The sequence below is a fragment of the Rubrivirga sp. S365 genome (assembly GCF_032248475.1).
GTDB classification, from domain to species: domain Bacteria; phylum Bacteroidota; class Rhodothermia; order Rhodothermales; family Rubricoccaceae; genus Rubrivirga; species Rubrivirga litoralis.
Window position 1 is genome coordinate 3,369,204 of record NZ_JAVTTN010000001.1, and the last position, 15,372, is coordinate 3,384,575.

Sequence of the window (15,372 nt, forward strand, 5' to 3'; positions counted from 1 at the left end):
GCCCCTCCCCCTCTCCCACCCCGCCCGTCTGTGGCCGACATCGACCTGACCCGCCCGCACGACCTCGGCCTCGACGGCGCACGGCGTGCGGCCGACGCCGTCGCCGAGCGGCTCCGCCGGGAGTACGGCGTGACGGCGGAGTGGGAGGGCGACTCGATCCGCCTCGATGGACGGGGCGTCCGGGGCCGCCTCGACGCCCAGCCCACGGCCGTCCGCGTGACGGCCTCGCTCGGGCTCGCCGCCCGGCCGTTCCGCCGCGCCCTCCGGCGCGAGATCGAGCGTGAGCTCGACGCGTTCGCCCCCTCCGCCCCACCCCCGACCCCATGAACGCCACCGTCCGCCGGTTCGTCCTCGACCGCCTCTACCCGTCCGTCGTCGACGGCCTCCCGTCGCTGGGGACGCCCGCCGAGTTCGCCGCGAGCGCCCGCGCCCAAGGCGGCACGGTCGACGAGCAGGCCGACCGGCTCGTCCGCCGCCACGTCGCGCTCTCGAGCGCGGCCGGCTTCCTGAGCGGGCTCGGCGGGTGGATCACGCTCCCCGTCGTGCTCCCGGCCAACCTTGTCGGCGTGGCCTCGATCCAGATCCACATGGCCGCGTCGATCGCGGCGCTGGCCGGCCACGACCCGCGCCAGGGCGGGACCCGCCAGCGCGTGCTGGGGTGCCTCGTGGGCTCCACGCCCGCCGACCCCGCCCGCGACGCCGAGCAGGAGACGCTCGACCGCTTCGGGCTCAAGCTGGCCGAGCGCGGCCTGAACTTTGTCGTCTCGAACGCCGCGCGTGCGGCCAAGTGGGGCGCCAAAAAGGCGGCCACGCGGACCGTCCGGCGGCGGCTCCTCCGCGGCATCCCGCTCGTGGGCGGGGTGATCGGGGCGGCCTCCGACGGCTACGTGACGGCGAAGGTGGCGCAGGTGGCCCGCGAGGAGTTCCTCGGCGGCATCCCCGAGCCCAGCGGCCCCGACTTCCCCCCGTCCAGCGGCGACGGCCTCCCGGACGGCGTCGTCCCGGCGCCGACGGACCGCGAGACGACGCTCTAGCCCCTCGGGCGGGGCGGCCGCCCCGCCCCTACGAGCGCGCCGGGCGGGGCGGCTCCTTCTCCCTCTCTCTTCTCACCCCCTGATTTCTCCCTAATGGACACCATTCCCAACGAAACCGAAGCCGCTGAAGTCAGCGCCCTCGTCGACTCGCTCGAAGGCGGGCTCTTGCAGATCCCGCTGGCCAAGGCCATCAACCGGATCGACGACTGGCGGCGGAAAGTGACCGAGACGGAGCGCGAGGACCTCCAGCCGATCGCGGCCGGGCTCGGCGAACTCCACCAGTCGCTCGTCGGCGAGGGCGTCGACGGCGTCCGCATCGGCTCGATCTTGGTCCGCCTGGGCGAGCAGACCGAGGAGGCCGCTGGCAACGTGGCCCCGGCGACGACCGGCGACACCAACGAGGACCTCGTCAAGGGGCTCCAGCGGCTGGGCTCGCTCCTCCGCCACGCCGGCGCCGCCATGACCGGCGCTCCCTCCTCGACGACCAACGACCTCTAGACATGCGCGGATCGACACCCGACACCAACCGCGACACGCTCGACCAGACCGCGGCGGCCCTCGACGGGCCGATCACGAGCCTCACGCCGTCCGCCGCCCTCGGCATGGTCGACCTGTGGCGGACGGCCTGCCTGGACGCCGACGGCATGGACCTCAGCGGCGTCGCCGCCGGCCTCAGCGACCTCCGCGACCTCCTCTCGGGCGACTCGCTCGACGGCCGCGCCATCGCCGACACGCTCGCCGGCCTCGCCGACTCGACGCAGGCCGCCGCCGCGCAGGCCGACGACGACCGCCTCCGGCCCACGCTGGAGCGGCTCGCCACGAACCTCGGCCGCGCCGCGACGGCGCTCGGCGCCTAGCGCCCGCCGCCCCGCCCCGCGGCTGGACTGCGGGCGGGGCGGCCGCATCTTCTCTTCCCCCTTCTACTCTACCCTTCTCTACACTATGCCCACCGACCGACCGACCGACGACGGCATCTCGATTTTCAGCACGCTCGACGCCTTCAAGGACGGCCTCACAACGACCCTCTCCCGCTCTGCCGCCGCCGACGTGTGCCGCGGGTGGATGGAGAAGATCGAGGCCGCCGACCGCCCCGAGCTCAACGGCATCCGCGACGGGCTCCGCACGCTCGCCCGCCAGCTCGACGACCAGCAGGCCGAGGGGACGGCGACGGCCGCCGACATCGGCAACACGATGGAACGGCTCGGCGCCCACACCGCCGAGGCCGCCGGCACCGTCGACGAGGACCACCTCCGCGACCCGCTCCGCCGCCTCGGCGGCTACATCAAGGCGGCCGGCATCGCCCTCGGTGGCGGCTCGCGGCCGGACGAGATCCAGGGCATCTCGACCGAGCTCGAGCCCACGCCCGGCGACCCCGAGCTCCGCTCGGTCAACGAGGCGCCGGACCTGTCGAAGCAGGCCGCGGGCGGGGCGGGCACCAAGACGTCGAACGCCCGGCTGGCCGACGACGTCCACGACACGCGCGGCGACGAGACGCCAGGGACGGCGCTCAACCCGAAGTAGCGCTCCCCCGCCCCGCCCTCGGCGGCGGGACAGCAACGCGTGAGCGGGGCGGTCGGCGCGAGTCGGCCGCCCCGCCCGTCTGTCCGGGCTGCCCGCCGCCCCGCCCTCTACGGAGAGTCGACGTCTGGGGGCGGGGCGGCGTCCGCGCGGGCGATGGACACGACGGTCAGCGGCTCCTCCCCGCGCGGCGTCTTCAGCAGGCCCGTCTCGCCGACCGCCTTGCCGATGACGGCCCGGGCGATGGGGGCCGTGAACGCGACCGCCCCGCCCTGCGGCGAGCCGCCGCGCGCGGCCGCCTCGTCCACGCCGACGATCTCGAACGTGCGGCGGTCACCGTCGGCGCCCTCGACCTCGACGGCCGTCCCGAACCGGACGCGGTCGAGCGACACGCGCTCGGGGTCGACGATCTGGGCGGTCGCGATCCGCTCGACGAGCACTTTGAGCCGGCCCGTGACCCACTCCCGCTCGCGGGCGTCGGCGTCTTCTGTTCCCAGTGCGGTCCGCTCGGCCTCCAGGCCAGCTTTCTCGGCGCGGAGCGCGGCCAGCCCGGCCGGCGTGACGTAGTTGGGAACGCCCTGCGGGAGCGGCGGGCGGGGCGGGATGACGAGCGGCGCTTCGGGGGCGCCTTCCTTGACAAAGGCTCGGCTCATGGTGGGCGGGGTGGGTAACAACAAAAGCGGGGCGGCCCCCGAGAGGACCGCCCCGCCACGGGGTCAGACGTCTGAGCCCTACATGCTCATCCGGTTCGTCTCGTAGACGCTGTACTCGTTCTCGTCGAGCAGGCCGTCCGCGTTGGCGTCGTACGTGCCGAAGTCGGCGTCGCCGATCCCGGTGTTGTACTCGTCCTCGGAGATGAAGCCGTCCGTGTCGATGTCGTAGGTGGCGAAGCCGTCGCCGAGGACGTCGGCGTCCGGCTCACCGGGCTCGTCGATGATCTCGCCGTCGCCGATGACGTCGGCGCGGTCGCCGACCGGGGCGCCCTCCTCGTAGGCCTCCTCCGTCGGGCTGTCCGCGCAGGCGGCGAGGCCGATGGGGAGGGAAAGGGCAAGGGCTAGGGTGAATGCGCGCATGGGTGATGCGGGGGGGGGGGTGAAGAGTCCCCCTCTTACCTGAGCGTTCCCCCAGATGGTTCCCTACCCCTCTGCTGTTCGTTTTAACTCCGCGAGAGCCATGAGCGCTTCGATGGGCGTCATGCGGTCGGGGTCGAGGGCGCCGAGCCGGTCCAGGACGTCCGTCGCGATGGGGTCCGGGAGGTGGAGGGCGACCGGCGCCTCGGACGGGGCCGGCACCCCGCCGACCGCCGCTCGGGGCGGGGCGGGCACGCCGTCGCCGCCCGCGGGCGGGGCGGCGCCGCGGACGCCGACCTCGGCGGCCACGTCGTTCGCCTCGAGGTGGCGGAGCACGTCCTTGGCGCGTGCCACGACCTCGGGCGGGAGGCCCGCCATGCGCGCCACCTCGATCCCGTAGCTGTGGTCCGCCCCGCCCGGAACGAGCGTGCGCAGGAAGACGACGCGGCCGTCGTGCTCCTGCACGCGGACGCTGTAGCTCTGGACGCGCGCGAGCCGCTCCGAGAGCGCGTCGAGCTCGTGGTAGTGGGTCGCGAAGAGCGTACGCGCCGCCTTCTCCGGCGTCTCGTGGAGGTGCTCGACGATGGCCCAGGCCAGGCTCAGGCCGTCGAACGTGCTCGTGCCGCGGCCCACCTCGTCGAGCAGGATGAGGCTCCGCTCGGTCGCGTTGTTGAGGATGTTGGCCGTCTCGTTCATCTCGACGAGGAACGTCGACTCGCCGGCCGCCAGATTGTCCGACGCGCCGACGCGCGTGAACAGCGCGTCGACCACGCCCACGCGCGCGCGCGCCGCCGGCACGAAGCACCCGACCTGGGCCAGCAGCACCACGAGCGCCGTCTGCCGCAGGACCACGCTCTTGCCGGCCATGTTCGGCCCGGTGATGAGGAGGACCTGCCCCGCCCCGCCCACGTCTGCGCTCTTCTCGCCCGCCCCGCCCGCATCGGCCTCGACCGCCCCGCCGTCCCCCTCGGGCGGGGCGGCGCCGCTCGGGCGGGGCGGGGCGGCCAGGCGGACCGAGTTGGGGATGAACGCCTCGCCGGCCGGCAGCGCCTGCTCGACGACCGGGTGCCGCCCGTCGACGACGTCGAGCACGAGGGAGTCGTCCACCTGGGGGCGGGCGTACCCGTTCCGCTCGGCGACTTCGGCGAACGACGCGACCACGTCGAGGGCCGCGAGCGCGCGGGCGTTTTCCTGGACCGGCTCGACGGCCTCGGCAACGGCGTCGCGGAGCTCGGTAAACAGCCGCGTCTCCAGGGCGACCGACTTTTCCTGCGCCGTCAGGATCGTCTCCTCGTACTCCTTGAGTTCGGGCGTGATGTAGCGCTCGGCGTTGACGAGCGTCTGCTTCCGCGTCCACTCGGGCGGGGCCTTGTCCTTGTGGGCGTTCGTGACCTCGAGGTAGTACCCGAACACCTTGTTGTACCCCACCTTGAGGCTGGGGATGCCAGTCCGCTTCGACTCGCGCGCCTGGAGCGTGGTGAGGTACTCCTTGCCCGAGCCGGCCGTCTCGCGGAGCTCGTCGAGCTCGGCCGAGTAGCCGGCGCGGATCGCCCCGCCCGCGGCGAGCGTCGCCGGCGGCTCGTCGGCGAGGGCCGCCCCGATCTGGTCGGCCGTCTCGTCGCACGGCGTGAGGCGCTCGCGGAGGCGGCCCAGGAGCCCCGCGTCTTCCCCGCCCAGCGCGGCCTGGACAGCCGGCACGCGCCGGAGCGTGGTGCCCAGCGCCACGAGGTCGCGCGGCGTGGCGCGGGCCGTGCACACCTTCCCGCACAACCGCTCCAGGTCGCCCACGTGCCTCAACTCCTCGCGGACCGCCCGCCGCAGCCGGGGCGACGTGTAGAGGGCGTCGACGGCGTCCAGCCGGGCCGTGATGCGGCCGACGTCGCGGAGCGGGCGCACGAGCCACTGCCTCAAGAGCCGCCCGCCCATCGGCGTGAGCGTCGCGTCGAGCACGCCGACGAGCGAGCCGTCGCGGCGGCCGTCCTGCATGGACGCCACGAGCTCCAGGTTCCGCTTGGTCGCCGGGTCGAGGGCGATGTGGTCCTCGGAGCGGTACCGCTGGAGCCGGCGGACGTGCGGGATGCGCCCCTTCTGCGTCTCGCCCAGGTAGTACAGCGCCGCGCCCGCCGCCGTCACGCCGACCGTCAGGTCGTCGACGCCGAACCCTTTGAGGCTGTGGGTCTGGAAGTGGCGGAGGAGCGTCTCGGTCGCGAAGTCGAGCCCGAACACCCAGTCCTCCTGCTTGGTGACGGCGAACGGCACCGCCCCGCCCTGGACGGCCCGCACCGCGTCGTGGAGCCGGTCCACGTGCCGCTTGTCGACGACGACCTCGGCCGGGGCCACGGTCTGCAAGAGCGAGCCCAGCCGCTCGGCGGGCGCTTCGGTCAGGTAGAACTCGCCCGTCGAGGCGTCGGCAAAGGCGAGCCCGACCGTGCCTGCGCCCTGGCCGCGCCGGCCAGACGGCTCGCCCCAGGCCACGGCGGCGAGGTAGGTCGAGCGCTTGGACTGCAAGAGCGGGTCGCGGAACGCGACGCCCGGCGTCACCACCTCGACCACGCCGCGCTTTACGATCTTGCGCGCGTACTTCGGGTCCTCCAGCTGCTCGCAGACGGCGACGCGGTGGCCGGCCTGGACCAGCTTGGGCAGGTGCTGGTCGAGCGCGTGGTGCGGGAAGCCCGCGAGCGGCGTGTCCTCGGCCGCCCCGTTCCCCCGCTTCGTCAGCGTGATCCCGAGCACGTCGGCGACGACGACGGCGTCGTCCTCGAACGTCTCGTAGAAGTCGCCCATGCGGAAGAGGAGGAGCGCGCCGGGGTGGCGGTCCTTGATCTTCCAGTACTGCCGCATGAGCGGCGTCTGCTTCTGGCGCGTCTGGTCCTTCTTGGACAGGAAGAGGTCGTTCTGCTCAGCCACGGTGCCCGGTTGTCGCGTGGTCCGCAAGCTAGCGGCGCCCGGTGCCGCCGTCGTGGCACGCCACCCCGCCCTCGCCGCACGGCGGGCGGGGCGGTCACCCAAACCGACGCCGCCCCGCCCGGAGCGGTCGGTCGGGGCGGTCGGGGCGGTCGGGGATTCTCCAACCCCTGTGCGCCCGCAGGGCTGTTAGGTTCTCCTCTGGCAACGTCCCACCCACTCCGTCATTCCCGCGCAGGCGGGAATCCAGGGGCGAGGGCGGGGCGTGGAGTACCCGCAGGACGGCTTCAGACGGGCGCGGCCGTCGGGGTTGAGATCCCCCGCTTCTCTAACGTAACGGCCCTGCCTGTGCGGCCGGGGGCGGGGCGGCTAGACGTTCTCGGTCTCCGGGATCGGGAACTGCCGGAACACATCGTCGCCCTCCCGGTCGATCGGGAGCGTGCCCAGCCGGTCGTACCGGCGGAGGTCGATCCAGCGGTGGCCCTCGGCGTAGAGCTCGTACCGCCGCTGGCGGAGAATCTCGTCGATCAGCGAGTCGCCGGCGTAGTCGCTGAGGGAGGCGTTGTTGCGGATCACGTTGACGTCCTGGACCGCCGCGGCGCGATCACCGAGTTGGGCGTTGGCCTCGGCGCGCAGCAGGACCAGTTCGGCGTTGCGGACAATCGGGATGGGCGAAACCGACGTCTCGTACACGTCTGTGTCGAACTTCGACGTGAGCCCGTCGAAGGTCCGGGCCGTCTCGCGCTCCTCGACCTTCGAGATCCGCGTGTCGCCGTCCTCGATGTCGTCGACGAACCCGGGCTGGGCGAGGACCCCCTCCCCGCCCCCGCCGAGCGCGAAGAAGAACGGGTTCTGCACGTCGCCGGCGCCGGTCGAGAACACGTGGTAGGCGCCGATCGTGAGCGGGGCCTCGCTGTCAATGAACGAGCCGTCGAGCGCGTCGAGCACGCCCTGCCAGTCCTCGCGGTAGGCGTCGACGCGGGCGGCGAGCGCCCGGTTGATCTGGCGGTACCCGGCGACCGTCTGCGGGACGTCCTGCCCGATCGTCGTCTCGAAGAAGAACTCCTCCGAGCCGGAGGCCAAGTTCTGCGCCCCCTCGTCGAAGAGCGCCGCGATCCGGTCGAGCGCCTCGTCGTACCCCACGACCTCGCCGGCCGCGTCCTCGCCCGGCTCGATAAACCGGATGCCGTTCTCGAACGTGAGGTTCAGGTTCAGGAGGTACTGGTACGCGATCCACGTCTGGGCGAACCCGCGGGCCGCCGACGTCTCGGCGTCCGGGAGCGTCTCGTTGGCGTCGAGCGCGACGAGCATCGTGTTCGCGTTCCGGATCGTCCGGTACCGCGAGATCCACGGGGTCAGGAGGTAGAACGTGTTGTTGTCGAGGACCGACGAGCCGCCGCCCAGGAGGTCCTGCGTCAGGCGCGGGTCGGACGGGCTGATCCGGTAGTACTCGCGGCCGATCACGCCGACGTCCGCCAGGTACGTCCCGAGCCCGGTCCGAGCCGAGGACTCGACGCCGACGGCGACGTTCGCGATGGCCGCCTCGGTCGGGTTGTTGAGGATGTCTTCGAGGGCCGGGCCGTTCGGGTTCGGCCGGTCGTTCACCTCGACGAGGTCGCAGCCCGAGGCCAGGACGGCGAGCGCGAGGGCGGCGGCGGCGGTGCGGGGGGAGATCATAGGACGCAGGAGGGGAGGAGAGCCGGGGGCGGGGCGGGCAACCCCAACGGGCACCTTAGAGGCCGACGCGGACGTGGACGTTGAACGTCCGCGACGACGGGAACGGGGCCACCTCGACGCCCGACGCGACCGGGCTGCTTCCGAAGTTGCTCACCTCGGGGTCGTAGCTCTTGTAAGGCGTGATCGTGAACAGGTTGTTGGCCGAGACCCCGACGCGGAGCGTCCGCAGGCCGCCGGCGAGCGGGCCGAACAGGGACGGGGCCACGTCGTAGTACAGGCCGACCTCGCGGAGCTTGAAGTACGACGCGTTCTGGACGAACCGGCGGGCGCCCGACGCGTCCAGCCGCTGGAGGCCGTCCGCCGTGCCGTCGCCGTCGTTGTCCTCGTCGAAGTCGGGGCTCGTGCCGAGGAGGTCCGAGAGGAGCTCGGTGAGGTTGATGTTGTCGCCCCCCTTTTTCCAGTGCCCAAACACAGTCAGGCGGAGGCGCCGGGCGATGGCGATGTCGTTGAAGAACGACATCTGGAAGTCTGGTGAGACGTCGCCGAGCGCGACGACCTCCCCGTCCTCGTCCGTCCCGACGATCTGGGTCGGGCTCCGGCCCTCCTCGATCCGAATCGACCCGAGCGTGTTCCCAAACCCGCCGCCGATGGCCTGGAACGGGGGCACGGTCAGCTCCGTGATCTCGGCGTCGTTGGCCCAGAAGCTGGTCCGCGAGATCCACTGGACGAGGTCGGTGCTCACGGGGACGAGGCTGAGCCCGAGCTCGACCCCGTTGTTCCGGAGCTGGCCCCCGTTGAACGTCTCGATCGTGAACCCGCTCGACGGCTCGACCTGGCGGTCGAGGATGAGGTTGTCGACGACCTTGGTGTAGGCCGTCGCTTCGAGGTTGACGCGGCCGCCGAAGAGCGTGAGGTCGAGGCCGCCCTCGAATTCCGTCGCCCGCTCAGGCTCGATGCCGGCGAACCCGCGCCGGCCCTCGAGCACGAGTCCGGCGTTGCTGGCGATCGTCGAGGTTCCGAACGTGGTGAACTTGGACCCGAACGGGGCCGTGTTCCCCGTCTGCCCGAACGCCGCGCGGAGCTTGAAGAGGTCGACCGCCCCGCCCTCGAGGACGCCCAGGTTCGTGAGGTTGAGCGCGAGCCCGGCCTTCGGGTAGGCGTAGTAATCGCTGACGTCGCCGTTGGCCGACGACCGCTCGACGCGGAGGCCCGCCGTCGCGATGACGGCGTCGCGGTAGCTGACCTCCTCCTGCGCGAAGAGCGCCCGGTCGTTCTGGAAAAAGCGGTTCTGGTTCGTCTGGATCGACGAGGCCAAGTTCAGGTTCTGCTGGTCCGGGATGAGCCCACGGGACACCGTGAGCACGTTGTCGAACTCCTGGTCGAACGCCGTGAGCCCGGCCTGCGTCGTGAACGAGAGGTCCCGGCCCTCGGGCGCGTAGGCGTGGACGGCGAGGAGTTGGACGTTCGTGTTGAGGTTCGTCGTCCGCCCCAGCGACGACGTCCCGGGCAGCTCGTCGTCGGGCTCGAACTGGAGCTGGACCGGGAACAGGTTGGCCTGGTCGAGCGCGTAGTAGTCGACGCCGCCGACGCCGATCAGCTGGAGCGACTGCGTCGCGCTCGTGAGCAGGTTCACGGTCGCCTTGCCCGACCCGAAAAAGCGGTTGTTCGTCTCCTCGATCGTCGCGAGGTCGCGGGTCTGGAGCGGGTTGGCCGCGTTGAACGGGTTGTCCGGGAACTCGCCGTCGGCGCCCGGCCGGAGGTCGACGAAGCTGGGCGTGGCGAGGAGCCCGACGCCGAACGTGGCCCCCGAGTTGTCGTTGCCGGTGATCCCGCGGTTGGCGACCGAACGGACGTAGTTGGCGTTGGCGTCGACCTCGAACAGGTCGCTCAGCCGGTGCGTCAGGTTGATCCGGCCCGACTGCTTCTCGTAGCCGGTCCCGGCGACGATCCCCTCGTCGTCCTTGACGATGCCGGAGACGTAGAACTGGGTCCGGTCGTTGCCGCCCGAGACCGAGAGGTTCGTCGTGAGGAGGAGCCCGTCGTTCCCGAACAGCTCCTCTTCGAGGTCGAAGGTCCGGCCGCCGGCGGCGTTGAACGCGGCGAGCCCGGCAGGGCCGTACGTGGCCTCGGCGGTCGCGGCGGTAAACTGGCGGCTCCCCAGCGTCCGCTGGATCGAGGCGACCCCGACCGTCTGCGAGAGCGAGACCTCCGTCCGACCCGCCGCCCCGCTCTTCGTGCGGATCACGACGACGCCGTTCGAGGCGCGGGCGCCGTAGATGGCGGCGGCCGACGGCCCTTTCAGGACCTCGATCGACTCGATGTCCTCGGCGGGGAGGTCGGCGATCCGGCTGACGGGGTTGTCCTGGCTCGAGGCGTTCCCGCCGCCCGACGCCTCCGAGACCGCGTTGGTCCCGTTCGAGACCGCGTCGTTCGACACGATCACGCCGTCGACGACGTAGAGCGGCTGGCTGTTGCCGTTGATCGTCGTGATCCCGCGGAGCCGGATGTTGATGCCGCCGCCGGGGGCGCCGGAGTTCGAGTTCACGACGGCCCCAGTGATCTTGCCGTTGAGCGCGCCGTCGAGCGTCTGCGGCGTCGTGACCTCGGAGAGCTCGCGGGCCGAGATGGTCTCGACCGAGATGGCCGAGTTCGACCGCTTCACCGACGTCCCGAGCCCGGTCACGACGACTTCGTCGAGCCCGAGGAGGTCCTCCTCGAGGGCCACGTCGACCACGGTCTGGCCGGGCTCGACGGTCACGGTCTCCGTCCGGTAGCCGACGAACGAGTACTCGAGCCGGCGCTGGCCCGGCGGCAACTCGATCTCGTACCCCCCGTCGACGTCGGTGCGGACGCCGATCGTCGAGGCGAGGACGACGACGGTCGCGCCGGGGATTGGCTGGCCGCTGGAAGCGTCGGTGACGGTCCCGCTCACGGTCTGAGCCGAGGCGAGGGCGGGGAGGAGCACGAAGGCCACCACGAGGGCGGCCCGGTTCGTAGAAAGGATCATGGAGAGTCGGCAGGTAAACCGAGAAATCAGGCGCTAGTCTACGCCATTTCTCCACGGCCGCGTCATCCGATTCCCCACCCCGCCCCGAACTGTCGAGATCGGCGGATGAATGGTCCTCCACCCCGCTCGATAGGTCGTCGCGGCCGGCGTGACCGTCACTGCACGGCCAACGGCGCTCCGGCCGCCGCCGGTGACGTTGCCGAGGTCGCCGGCTTAACGCCCGCCGTACGCGTCCGAGCCGCGGCGCGCGGCGCAGACGTCTCCCCGCCCGATTAGAAAGCCGCTCCCGCAGAGGCGCCCCCGCCTCAAGAAGCCCGATGCCGCCGCCCCGCCCCCGCGGGCGGACTCGCGCGGGCGGGGCGGAACGGAACGGCGCCCGCCGCCAAGGAAGGCAGCGGGCGCCGGTGCGCGCGGGCGGGGCGGGCGCCCGCTCTGGGCGCGCTTACAGGAAGTCCCGGGCGTCCGAGATCACGCCGCAGCCGATCCGGCCGCCCGAGTTGCCGCCGGGGTCGGTTTCGAGGTCGTCGCGGTTCGCGTGGACGACGACCGAGCGGCCCTCGACGGGACGGACGCCGTCGAGCGAGACCTCATCGGTCGCCACGATGGCCGAGACGCGACCAGCCGCGTCGGCCGTCACGTTGCCGAAGTCGCCGGCGTGCTTGTCGTCGGCGTCATCGGTCGGCGCCCCGTGGTCGTTGGTGTCGAGCGGGTCGTAGTGGCCGCCAGCCGCCCCGCCCACTTCGGCGAAGCCGTCCGCGTCGTGGTCGCCCCGCCCGCAGTCGCCGACGGTGTGGAGGTGGAAGCCGTGGACCGAGTTGGGGGCGAGGCCGGCGAGCGCGACCTCCATGCGGAGGACGTCGCCGGTTTGCCGGAACGCAACCGTCCCGGTCACGCCGGTCGTGGTGTCGGTGGGGGCCGAGATCTCGGCCGTTGCCACCCGGTCGATGATGTCGTCGTCGTCGCTGTCGCACGCGGCGAGCGCGAGGGCGGGGAGGAGGACGAGGAGGGGGGTGTATCGGGACATGTGTCGGGGAGGAGTGCGACGGCCCCTCACGCCGCCCCGCCCTCGCCAGTTCGGGCGGGGCGGCCGGTTCGGGGGTGGTCCACCCCGCTCGCCCGTACCGCGCCGGGCGGGGCGCTCAGGAGACGCCCGAGCGGGCGGGGCGGCTGCCCCTCAGCGGAGGCCGCCCGCGACGTCGACGCGGAACTCGTTCGAGACGACGGCGCGGGACTCCGCGGGCAGCCCGCCCTCGACGGCCGTCGCCACGGCGGTCACGAGCCGGTACGTACCGGGCACGGTCTCGGGCGCCGGCCCCGGCAGCCACTCCGGCGCGCAGCGGTCACCCGTGCAGCCGTGGAAGCCGGCTACGTAGTCCACCGACTCACCCGGCGCGACGGCCAGGGGCTGGCTGAGGCAGAGCAAGTAGACGGGGTTGACGGCCACGACCCATTCGCTGCCCACGCGCTTTTCCAAGACCGGCGACTCGGGCAATTGGCACCCTGTGAAGTAGACCGTCTCGTCGGACGCGTTGGTGTAGGTCAGGCCGGCCTCGAACGTGACGGCGGAGCTCGTGACCTGGGCGCGGTAGGCGCGGGCGTCCGTCAGCAGCTCGGCGTCGGACACGGGCGCCCCGTTGGAGTCGCACCCGGCGGCGACGAGGAGAACAGCGGCGAGGGCGGGGCGGCGCATGGGGGCGGAGTCAGGGCGAAGCCCGGCGAGCGTACGGCGGCCGCCCCGCCCCGTTCAAGGCACACCGACCGCCCCGCCCGGGCGGGGCGGTCAGGCCGTGCCGCCGACGACGTCGGTCTGGGCCGCGAGCGCTTCGAAGCCGACGTGGCCGGCCAGCAGCCGGGACACGTCGCGGTGGCGCTCGCGGACGTCGCGGCGGTCGGCGTCGATGGTGAGCGAGTCCGTCGCCCCCTGGAGCAGCGCGTCGGCCTGCTCGCGGAGGGCCTCGCGCTGCGAGCGGTCCGCGACGCGGCCGGCCACCTCGCCGATCGTCGTGAGGGCGTGGAGCGTCGCGTTCCGGTCGGCGACGACGTACGGGCGGAGCTGACTGTAGACGTCCTCGACGAACTCTCCGAAGGTCGTCGGCTGGGCGACCACACGGAGCGCACCGCCCTCGTCGTGGCGGGTCGGTTCGGGGAAGTCGCGGGCGGCCAGGCTCTTGAGCGCCGCGCTCAGCCAGTCGAGGCACGAGACGGCCGTGAACGGGTCGTTGACGCCGGGCGAGAGCGCGCGCGCGGCGATCTCGACTAGCTCGTCGACGAGGAAGCGCGTGTCCTGGCGGGCCGTCCGCTGCGAGCCCCACGCGAACGACGCGCGGACGTCGGCCGCGACCTCGTCCGTCACGCGGTCGGGCGGCCACGCCAGGACGAGCGCGTCGCCGGCGGCCACGAAGTCGCCCGGCCGGTGGCGCACGCGGACGACGAGGTCGTGCGCCGTCGCGAGGTCGAGGAGCGCCTCGGCGTCGACGCCGCGGACGTAGCCGGCGCCGTCGGCCGCGACCCGACGGGCCTCGTCGAAAAAGCCGTCGGGCATCGACGTCTGCGCAGTCGGGTCCCGCCCGGCCTCACGCGTCGTCCCGGCCTCCCCGATCCGCTCGGGGAACAGCGACTCGGTCCGGTCGAGGAGGTCGCGGCCCACGCCGGCCACGAGGTTCGAGACGTGGATGCTCTCGGGGACGTGGTGGATGAAGAAGATGAACACGCCGATCGAGGCCAGCGTGAGCGCGAGCGCCCCCAGGATGGCGAGGTGCGGCACGAACTCGCCCACCCCGCCCGCCTCGTCGGCCGAGCGGACCGTGCGGAGCACGAGGAGGCAGTAGAGGAAGGTGGCGATAAAGGTGCCGAGCGTGACTTGGTTGCCGCGGTCGTCCATGAAGTTGGTCAAGAGCCGCGGCCCGTACTGGCCCGTCGCGTAGACCACGCTCGCGATCGTGATCGAGAACGTGACGCCGGCCACGCCGATCATGGACCCGGCGACGGTCGACAGGAAAGCCCGGGCGCCCTCGGGCCGGGTCCCGTCCTGGAGGAACGAGACGGCCTCGACCCACCCCGCCCCGACAAGCCCGTCCGCGCGCGTGAGGCCCAGCGCGAGCGCCGCCGCCGCAACCGCCATGAGCGACGGGATGAACCAGTAGCTCGAGCGGACGGTGTCCCAGGTGTCGAGGACGCGGGCGCGGATCGGGGGCATGGGCAGGGCGTGGCGGGGCAGCGGGCGGGGCGGCCGTGAGACCGCGCCGGACGCGGGCGAAGATCCCCGCCCCGCTCAGCACCAGGGGCATGCTGAGCGGGCAGCGAGAGCAAGGCGCCCGAGCGGTGGGCGGGGCGGCCACGGGCGGGGCGGCGCCTTCTCTGGCCGCCCCGCTCGCATCGGACACGGCGAGCCGTGTCCCTACAGGTGCCTTCCGGTAGGCGGGGGGAAGCTGTCACCGCCCGCCCCGCCCCGTCTTGCGCGCGAGGCGGACGTCGCTGGGCTCGCCGGGCGACACGAACGGGCTGTCGGTGACGAAAAAGCGGTAGTCGAGGTCCGCCCCGCGCGAGATCCCGATCCGGCTCGACACCGCTACGCGCGCGTCCTCGACCGCCCCGCCCTCGCCGCGCGCGAAGTACAGGGGCGGGGTGGTCAGGTCGGCCCCGTGGAACCGGCTGGCCGTGGCGCCCGGCCCCTCGGCGATCCCCAGCGCCTGCGTCAGCTTGCCCGGGCCGTTCGTGAGGTCGCGCCGGCGGCGGACGGACGGCGGGCGGTTCCGCGTCATGGCCTCCTCGCCCTCGACCGGCTCGATGGCGCGGACGAGCACGGCGCCGGGCTCGCCCTCGGGCTCGGTCACCACGTTGAGCAGCCAATTCGTGTAGTACACGTTGTACACGTAGGCCGTGCCCGGCGCGGCGAACAGGTCGCGCGCGCGGCCCTCGGGCTGAACGCGGCCGGTCGGCCCGAACGTCGCCTTCCACCCGTGCATAGCGGGGTCGTCGGCGAGGTAGGCTTCGGTCTCGACGACGCGGCCCGCGAGGCGGCCGTCGTCGGGCGACTCGTACACGAGGAGCGCGCCCAGCAGGTCGCGCGCGACGTCGAGCGTGGGGCGGGCGAAAAAGGCGCGGTCGAGCGGTCGGGGCGGGGCGGGCACGGGGCGAACGCGGGGGCGAGCGGGCGGGGCGG

The 15,372-nt window shown here is 72.9% G+C and carries 14 protein-coding genes; 5 read left to right on the forward strand and 9 right to left on the reverse strand.

The window, feature by feature from the left end:
• The first annotated feature begins 30 nt into the window (after positions 1-30).
• The 5 genes from RQM47_RS14755 to RQM47_RS14775 all read left to right on the forward strand — a co-directional run bounded on the left by RQM47_RS14755 (position 31) and on the right by RQM47_RS14775 (position 2,555).
• A complete protein-coding gene (locus RQM47_RS14755; protein ID WP_311663226.1) occupies positions 31-327 on the forward strand; it encodes a polyhydroxyalkanoic acid system family protein in 297 nt (98 codons plus the stop codon).
• On the forward strand, positions 324-1,034 hold the full coding sequence (locus RQM47_RS14760; protein ID WP_311663228.1) for an EcsC family protein: 711 nt from the start codon (positions 324-326) through the stop codon (positions 1,032-1,034). The genes RQM47_RS14755 and RQM47_RS14760 overlap by 4 nt, the downstream gene beginning before the upstream one ends.
• Before the next feature lie 93 nt (positions 1,035-1,127).
• Positions 1,128-1,532 (forward strand): hypothetical protein, encoded by a 405-nt coding sequence (locus tag RQM47_RS14765; RefSeq protein WP_311663230.1) that lies wholly within the window; start codon positions 1,128-1,130, stop codon positions 1,530-1,532.
• Positions 1,533-1,534: 2 nt separating this feature from the next.
• Positions 1,535-1,891, forward strand: a complete 357-nt coding sequence (locus RQM47_RS14770) for a hypothetical protein (RefSeq protein WP_311663232.1) — start codon at positions 1,535-1,537, stop codon at positions 1,889-1,891.
• Positions 1,892-1,976: 85 nt separating this feature from the next.
• Positions 1,977-2,555, forward strand: coding sequence for a hypothetical protein (locus RQM47_RS14775; RefSeq protein WP_311663234.1), 579 nt, complete (start codon positions 1,977-1,979; stop codon positions 2,553-2,555).
• Between the two features lie 107 nt (positions 2,556-2,662).
• Here RQM47_RS14775 and RQM47_RS14780 read toward each other — a convergent pair whose 3' ends face one another.
• From RQM47_RS14780 to RQM47_RS14820, 9 genes are all read right to left on the reverse strand, one after another.
• On the reverse strand, positions 2,663-3,205 hold the full coding sequence (locus tag RQM47_RS14780; RefSeq protein ID WP_314009402.1) for a GreA/GreB family elongation factor: 543 nt from the start codon (positions 3,203-3,205) through the stop codon (positions 2,663-2,665).
• A 78-nt stretch (positions 3,206-3,283) separates the two neighbouring features.
• Positions 3,284-3,625 (reverse strand): hypothetical protein, encoded by a 342-nt coding sequence (locus RQM47_RS14785; RefSeq protein WP_311663238.1) that lies wholly within the window; start codon positions 3,623-3,625, stop codon positions 3,284-3,286.
• Between the two features lie 63 nt (positions 3,626-3,688).
• On the reverse strand, positions 3,689-6,529 hold the full coding sequence (gene mutS, locus RQM47_RS14790; RefSeq protein WP_314009403.1) for a DNA mismatch repair protein MutS: 2,841 nt from the start codon (positions 6,527-6,529) through the stop codon (positions 3,689-3,691).
• A 366-nt stretch (positions 6,530-6,895) separates the two neighbouring features.
• Entirely contained in the window at positions 6,896-8,203 is a 1,308-nt protein-coding gene (locus tag RQM47_RS14795; protein WP_311663242.1) for a RagB/SusD family nutrient uptake outer membrane protein, read from the reverse strand.
• Positions 8,204-8,258: 55 nt separating this feature from the next.
• Complete coding sequence (locus RQM47_RS14800; RefSeq protein WP_311663245.1) at positions 8,259-11,210, reverse strand: SusC/RagA family TonB-linked outer membrane protein; 2,952 nt, start codon at positions 11,208-11,210, stop codon at positions 8,259-8,261.
• 442 nt (positions 11,211-11,652) lie between these two features.
• Positions 11,653-12,234: a superoxide dismutase family protein gene (locus RQM47_RS14805; protein ID WP_311663247.1), complete on the reverse strand. Its 582-nt coding sequence runs from the start codon at positions 12,232-12,234 to the stop codon at positions 11,653-11,655.
• Between the two features lie 150 nt (positions 12,235-12,384).
• A complete protein-coding gene (locus RQM47_RS14810) occupies positions 12,385-12,900 on the reverse strand; it encodes a hypothetical protein (protein WP_311663249.1) in 516 nt (171 codons plus the stop codon).
• Between the two features lie 90 nt (positions 12,901-12,990).
• A complete protein-coding gene (locus RQM47_RS14815) occupies positions 12,991-14,406 on the reverse strand; it encodes a DUF2254 domain-containing protein (protein WP_311663251.1) in 1,416 nt (471 codons plus the stop codon).
• Between the two features lie 235 nt (positions 14,407-14,641).
• Positions 14,642-15,340 carry a DNA-3-methyladenine glycosylase gene (locus tag RQM47_RS14820; protein WP_311663253.1) on the reverse strand — a complete coding sequence of 233 codons (699 nt, stop codon included), beginning with the start codon at positions 15,338-15,340 and terminating at the stop codon, positions 14,642-14,644.
• Positions 15,341-15,372: the final 32 nt, after the last annotated feature.

Excerpts from the sequence above, each read along its gene's own strand:
- RQM47_RS14760 (WP_311663228.1), top strand. The coding sequence starts at position 324 with ATGAACGCCACCGTCCGCCGGTTCGTCCTCGACCGCCTCTACCCGTCC.
- RQM47_RS14765 (WP_311663230.1), top strand. The coding sequence starts at position 1,128 with ATGGACACCATTCCCAACGAAACCGAAGCCGCTGAAGTCAGCGCCCTC.
- RQM47_RS14770 (WP_311663232.1), top strand. The coding sequence starts at position 1,535 with ATGCGCGGATCGACACCCGACACCAACCGCGACACGCTCGACCAGACC.
- RQM47_RS14775 (WP_311663234.1), top strand. The coding sequence starts at position 1,977 with ATGCCCACCGACCGACCGACCGACGACGGCATCTCGATTTTCAGCACG.
- RQM47_RS14780 (WP_314009402.1), bottom strand. The coding sequence starts at position 3,205 with ATGAGCCGAGCCTTTGTCAAGGAAGGCGCCCCCGAAGCGCCGCTCGTC.
- RQM47_RS14785 (WP_311663238.1), bottom strand. The coding sequence starts at position 3,625 with ATGCGCGCATTCACCCTAGCCCTTGCCCTTTCCCTCCCCATCGGCCTC.
- RQM47_RS14795 (WP_311663242.1), bottom strand. The coding sequence starts at position 8,203 with ATGATCTCCCCCCGCACCGCCGCCGCCGCCCTCGCGCTCGCCGTCCTG.
- RQM47_RS14800 (WP_311663245.1), bottom strand. The coding sequence starts at position 11,210 with ATGATCCTTTCTACGAACCGGGCCGCCCTCGTGGTGGCCTTCGTGCTC.
- RQM47_RS14805 (WP_311663247.1), bottom strand. The coding sequence starts at position 12,234 with ATGTCCCGATACACCCCCCTCCTCGTCCTCCTCCCCGCCCTCGCGCTC.
- RQM47_RS14810 (WP_311663249.1), bottom strand. The coding sequence starts at position 12,900 with ATGCGCCGCCCCGCCCTCGCCGCTGTTCTCCTCGTCGCCGCCGGGTGC.
- RQM47_RS14815 (WP_311663251.1), bottom strand. The coding sequence starts at position 14,406 with ATGCCCCCGATCCGCGCCCGCGTCCTCGACACCTGGGACACCGTCCGC.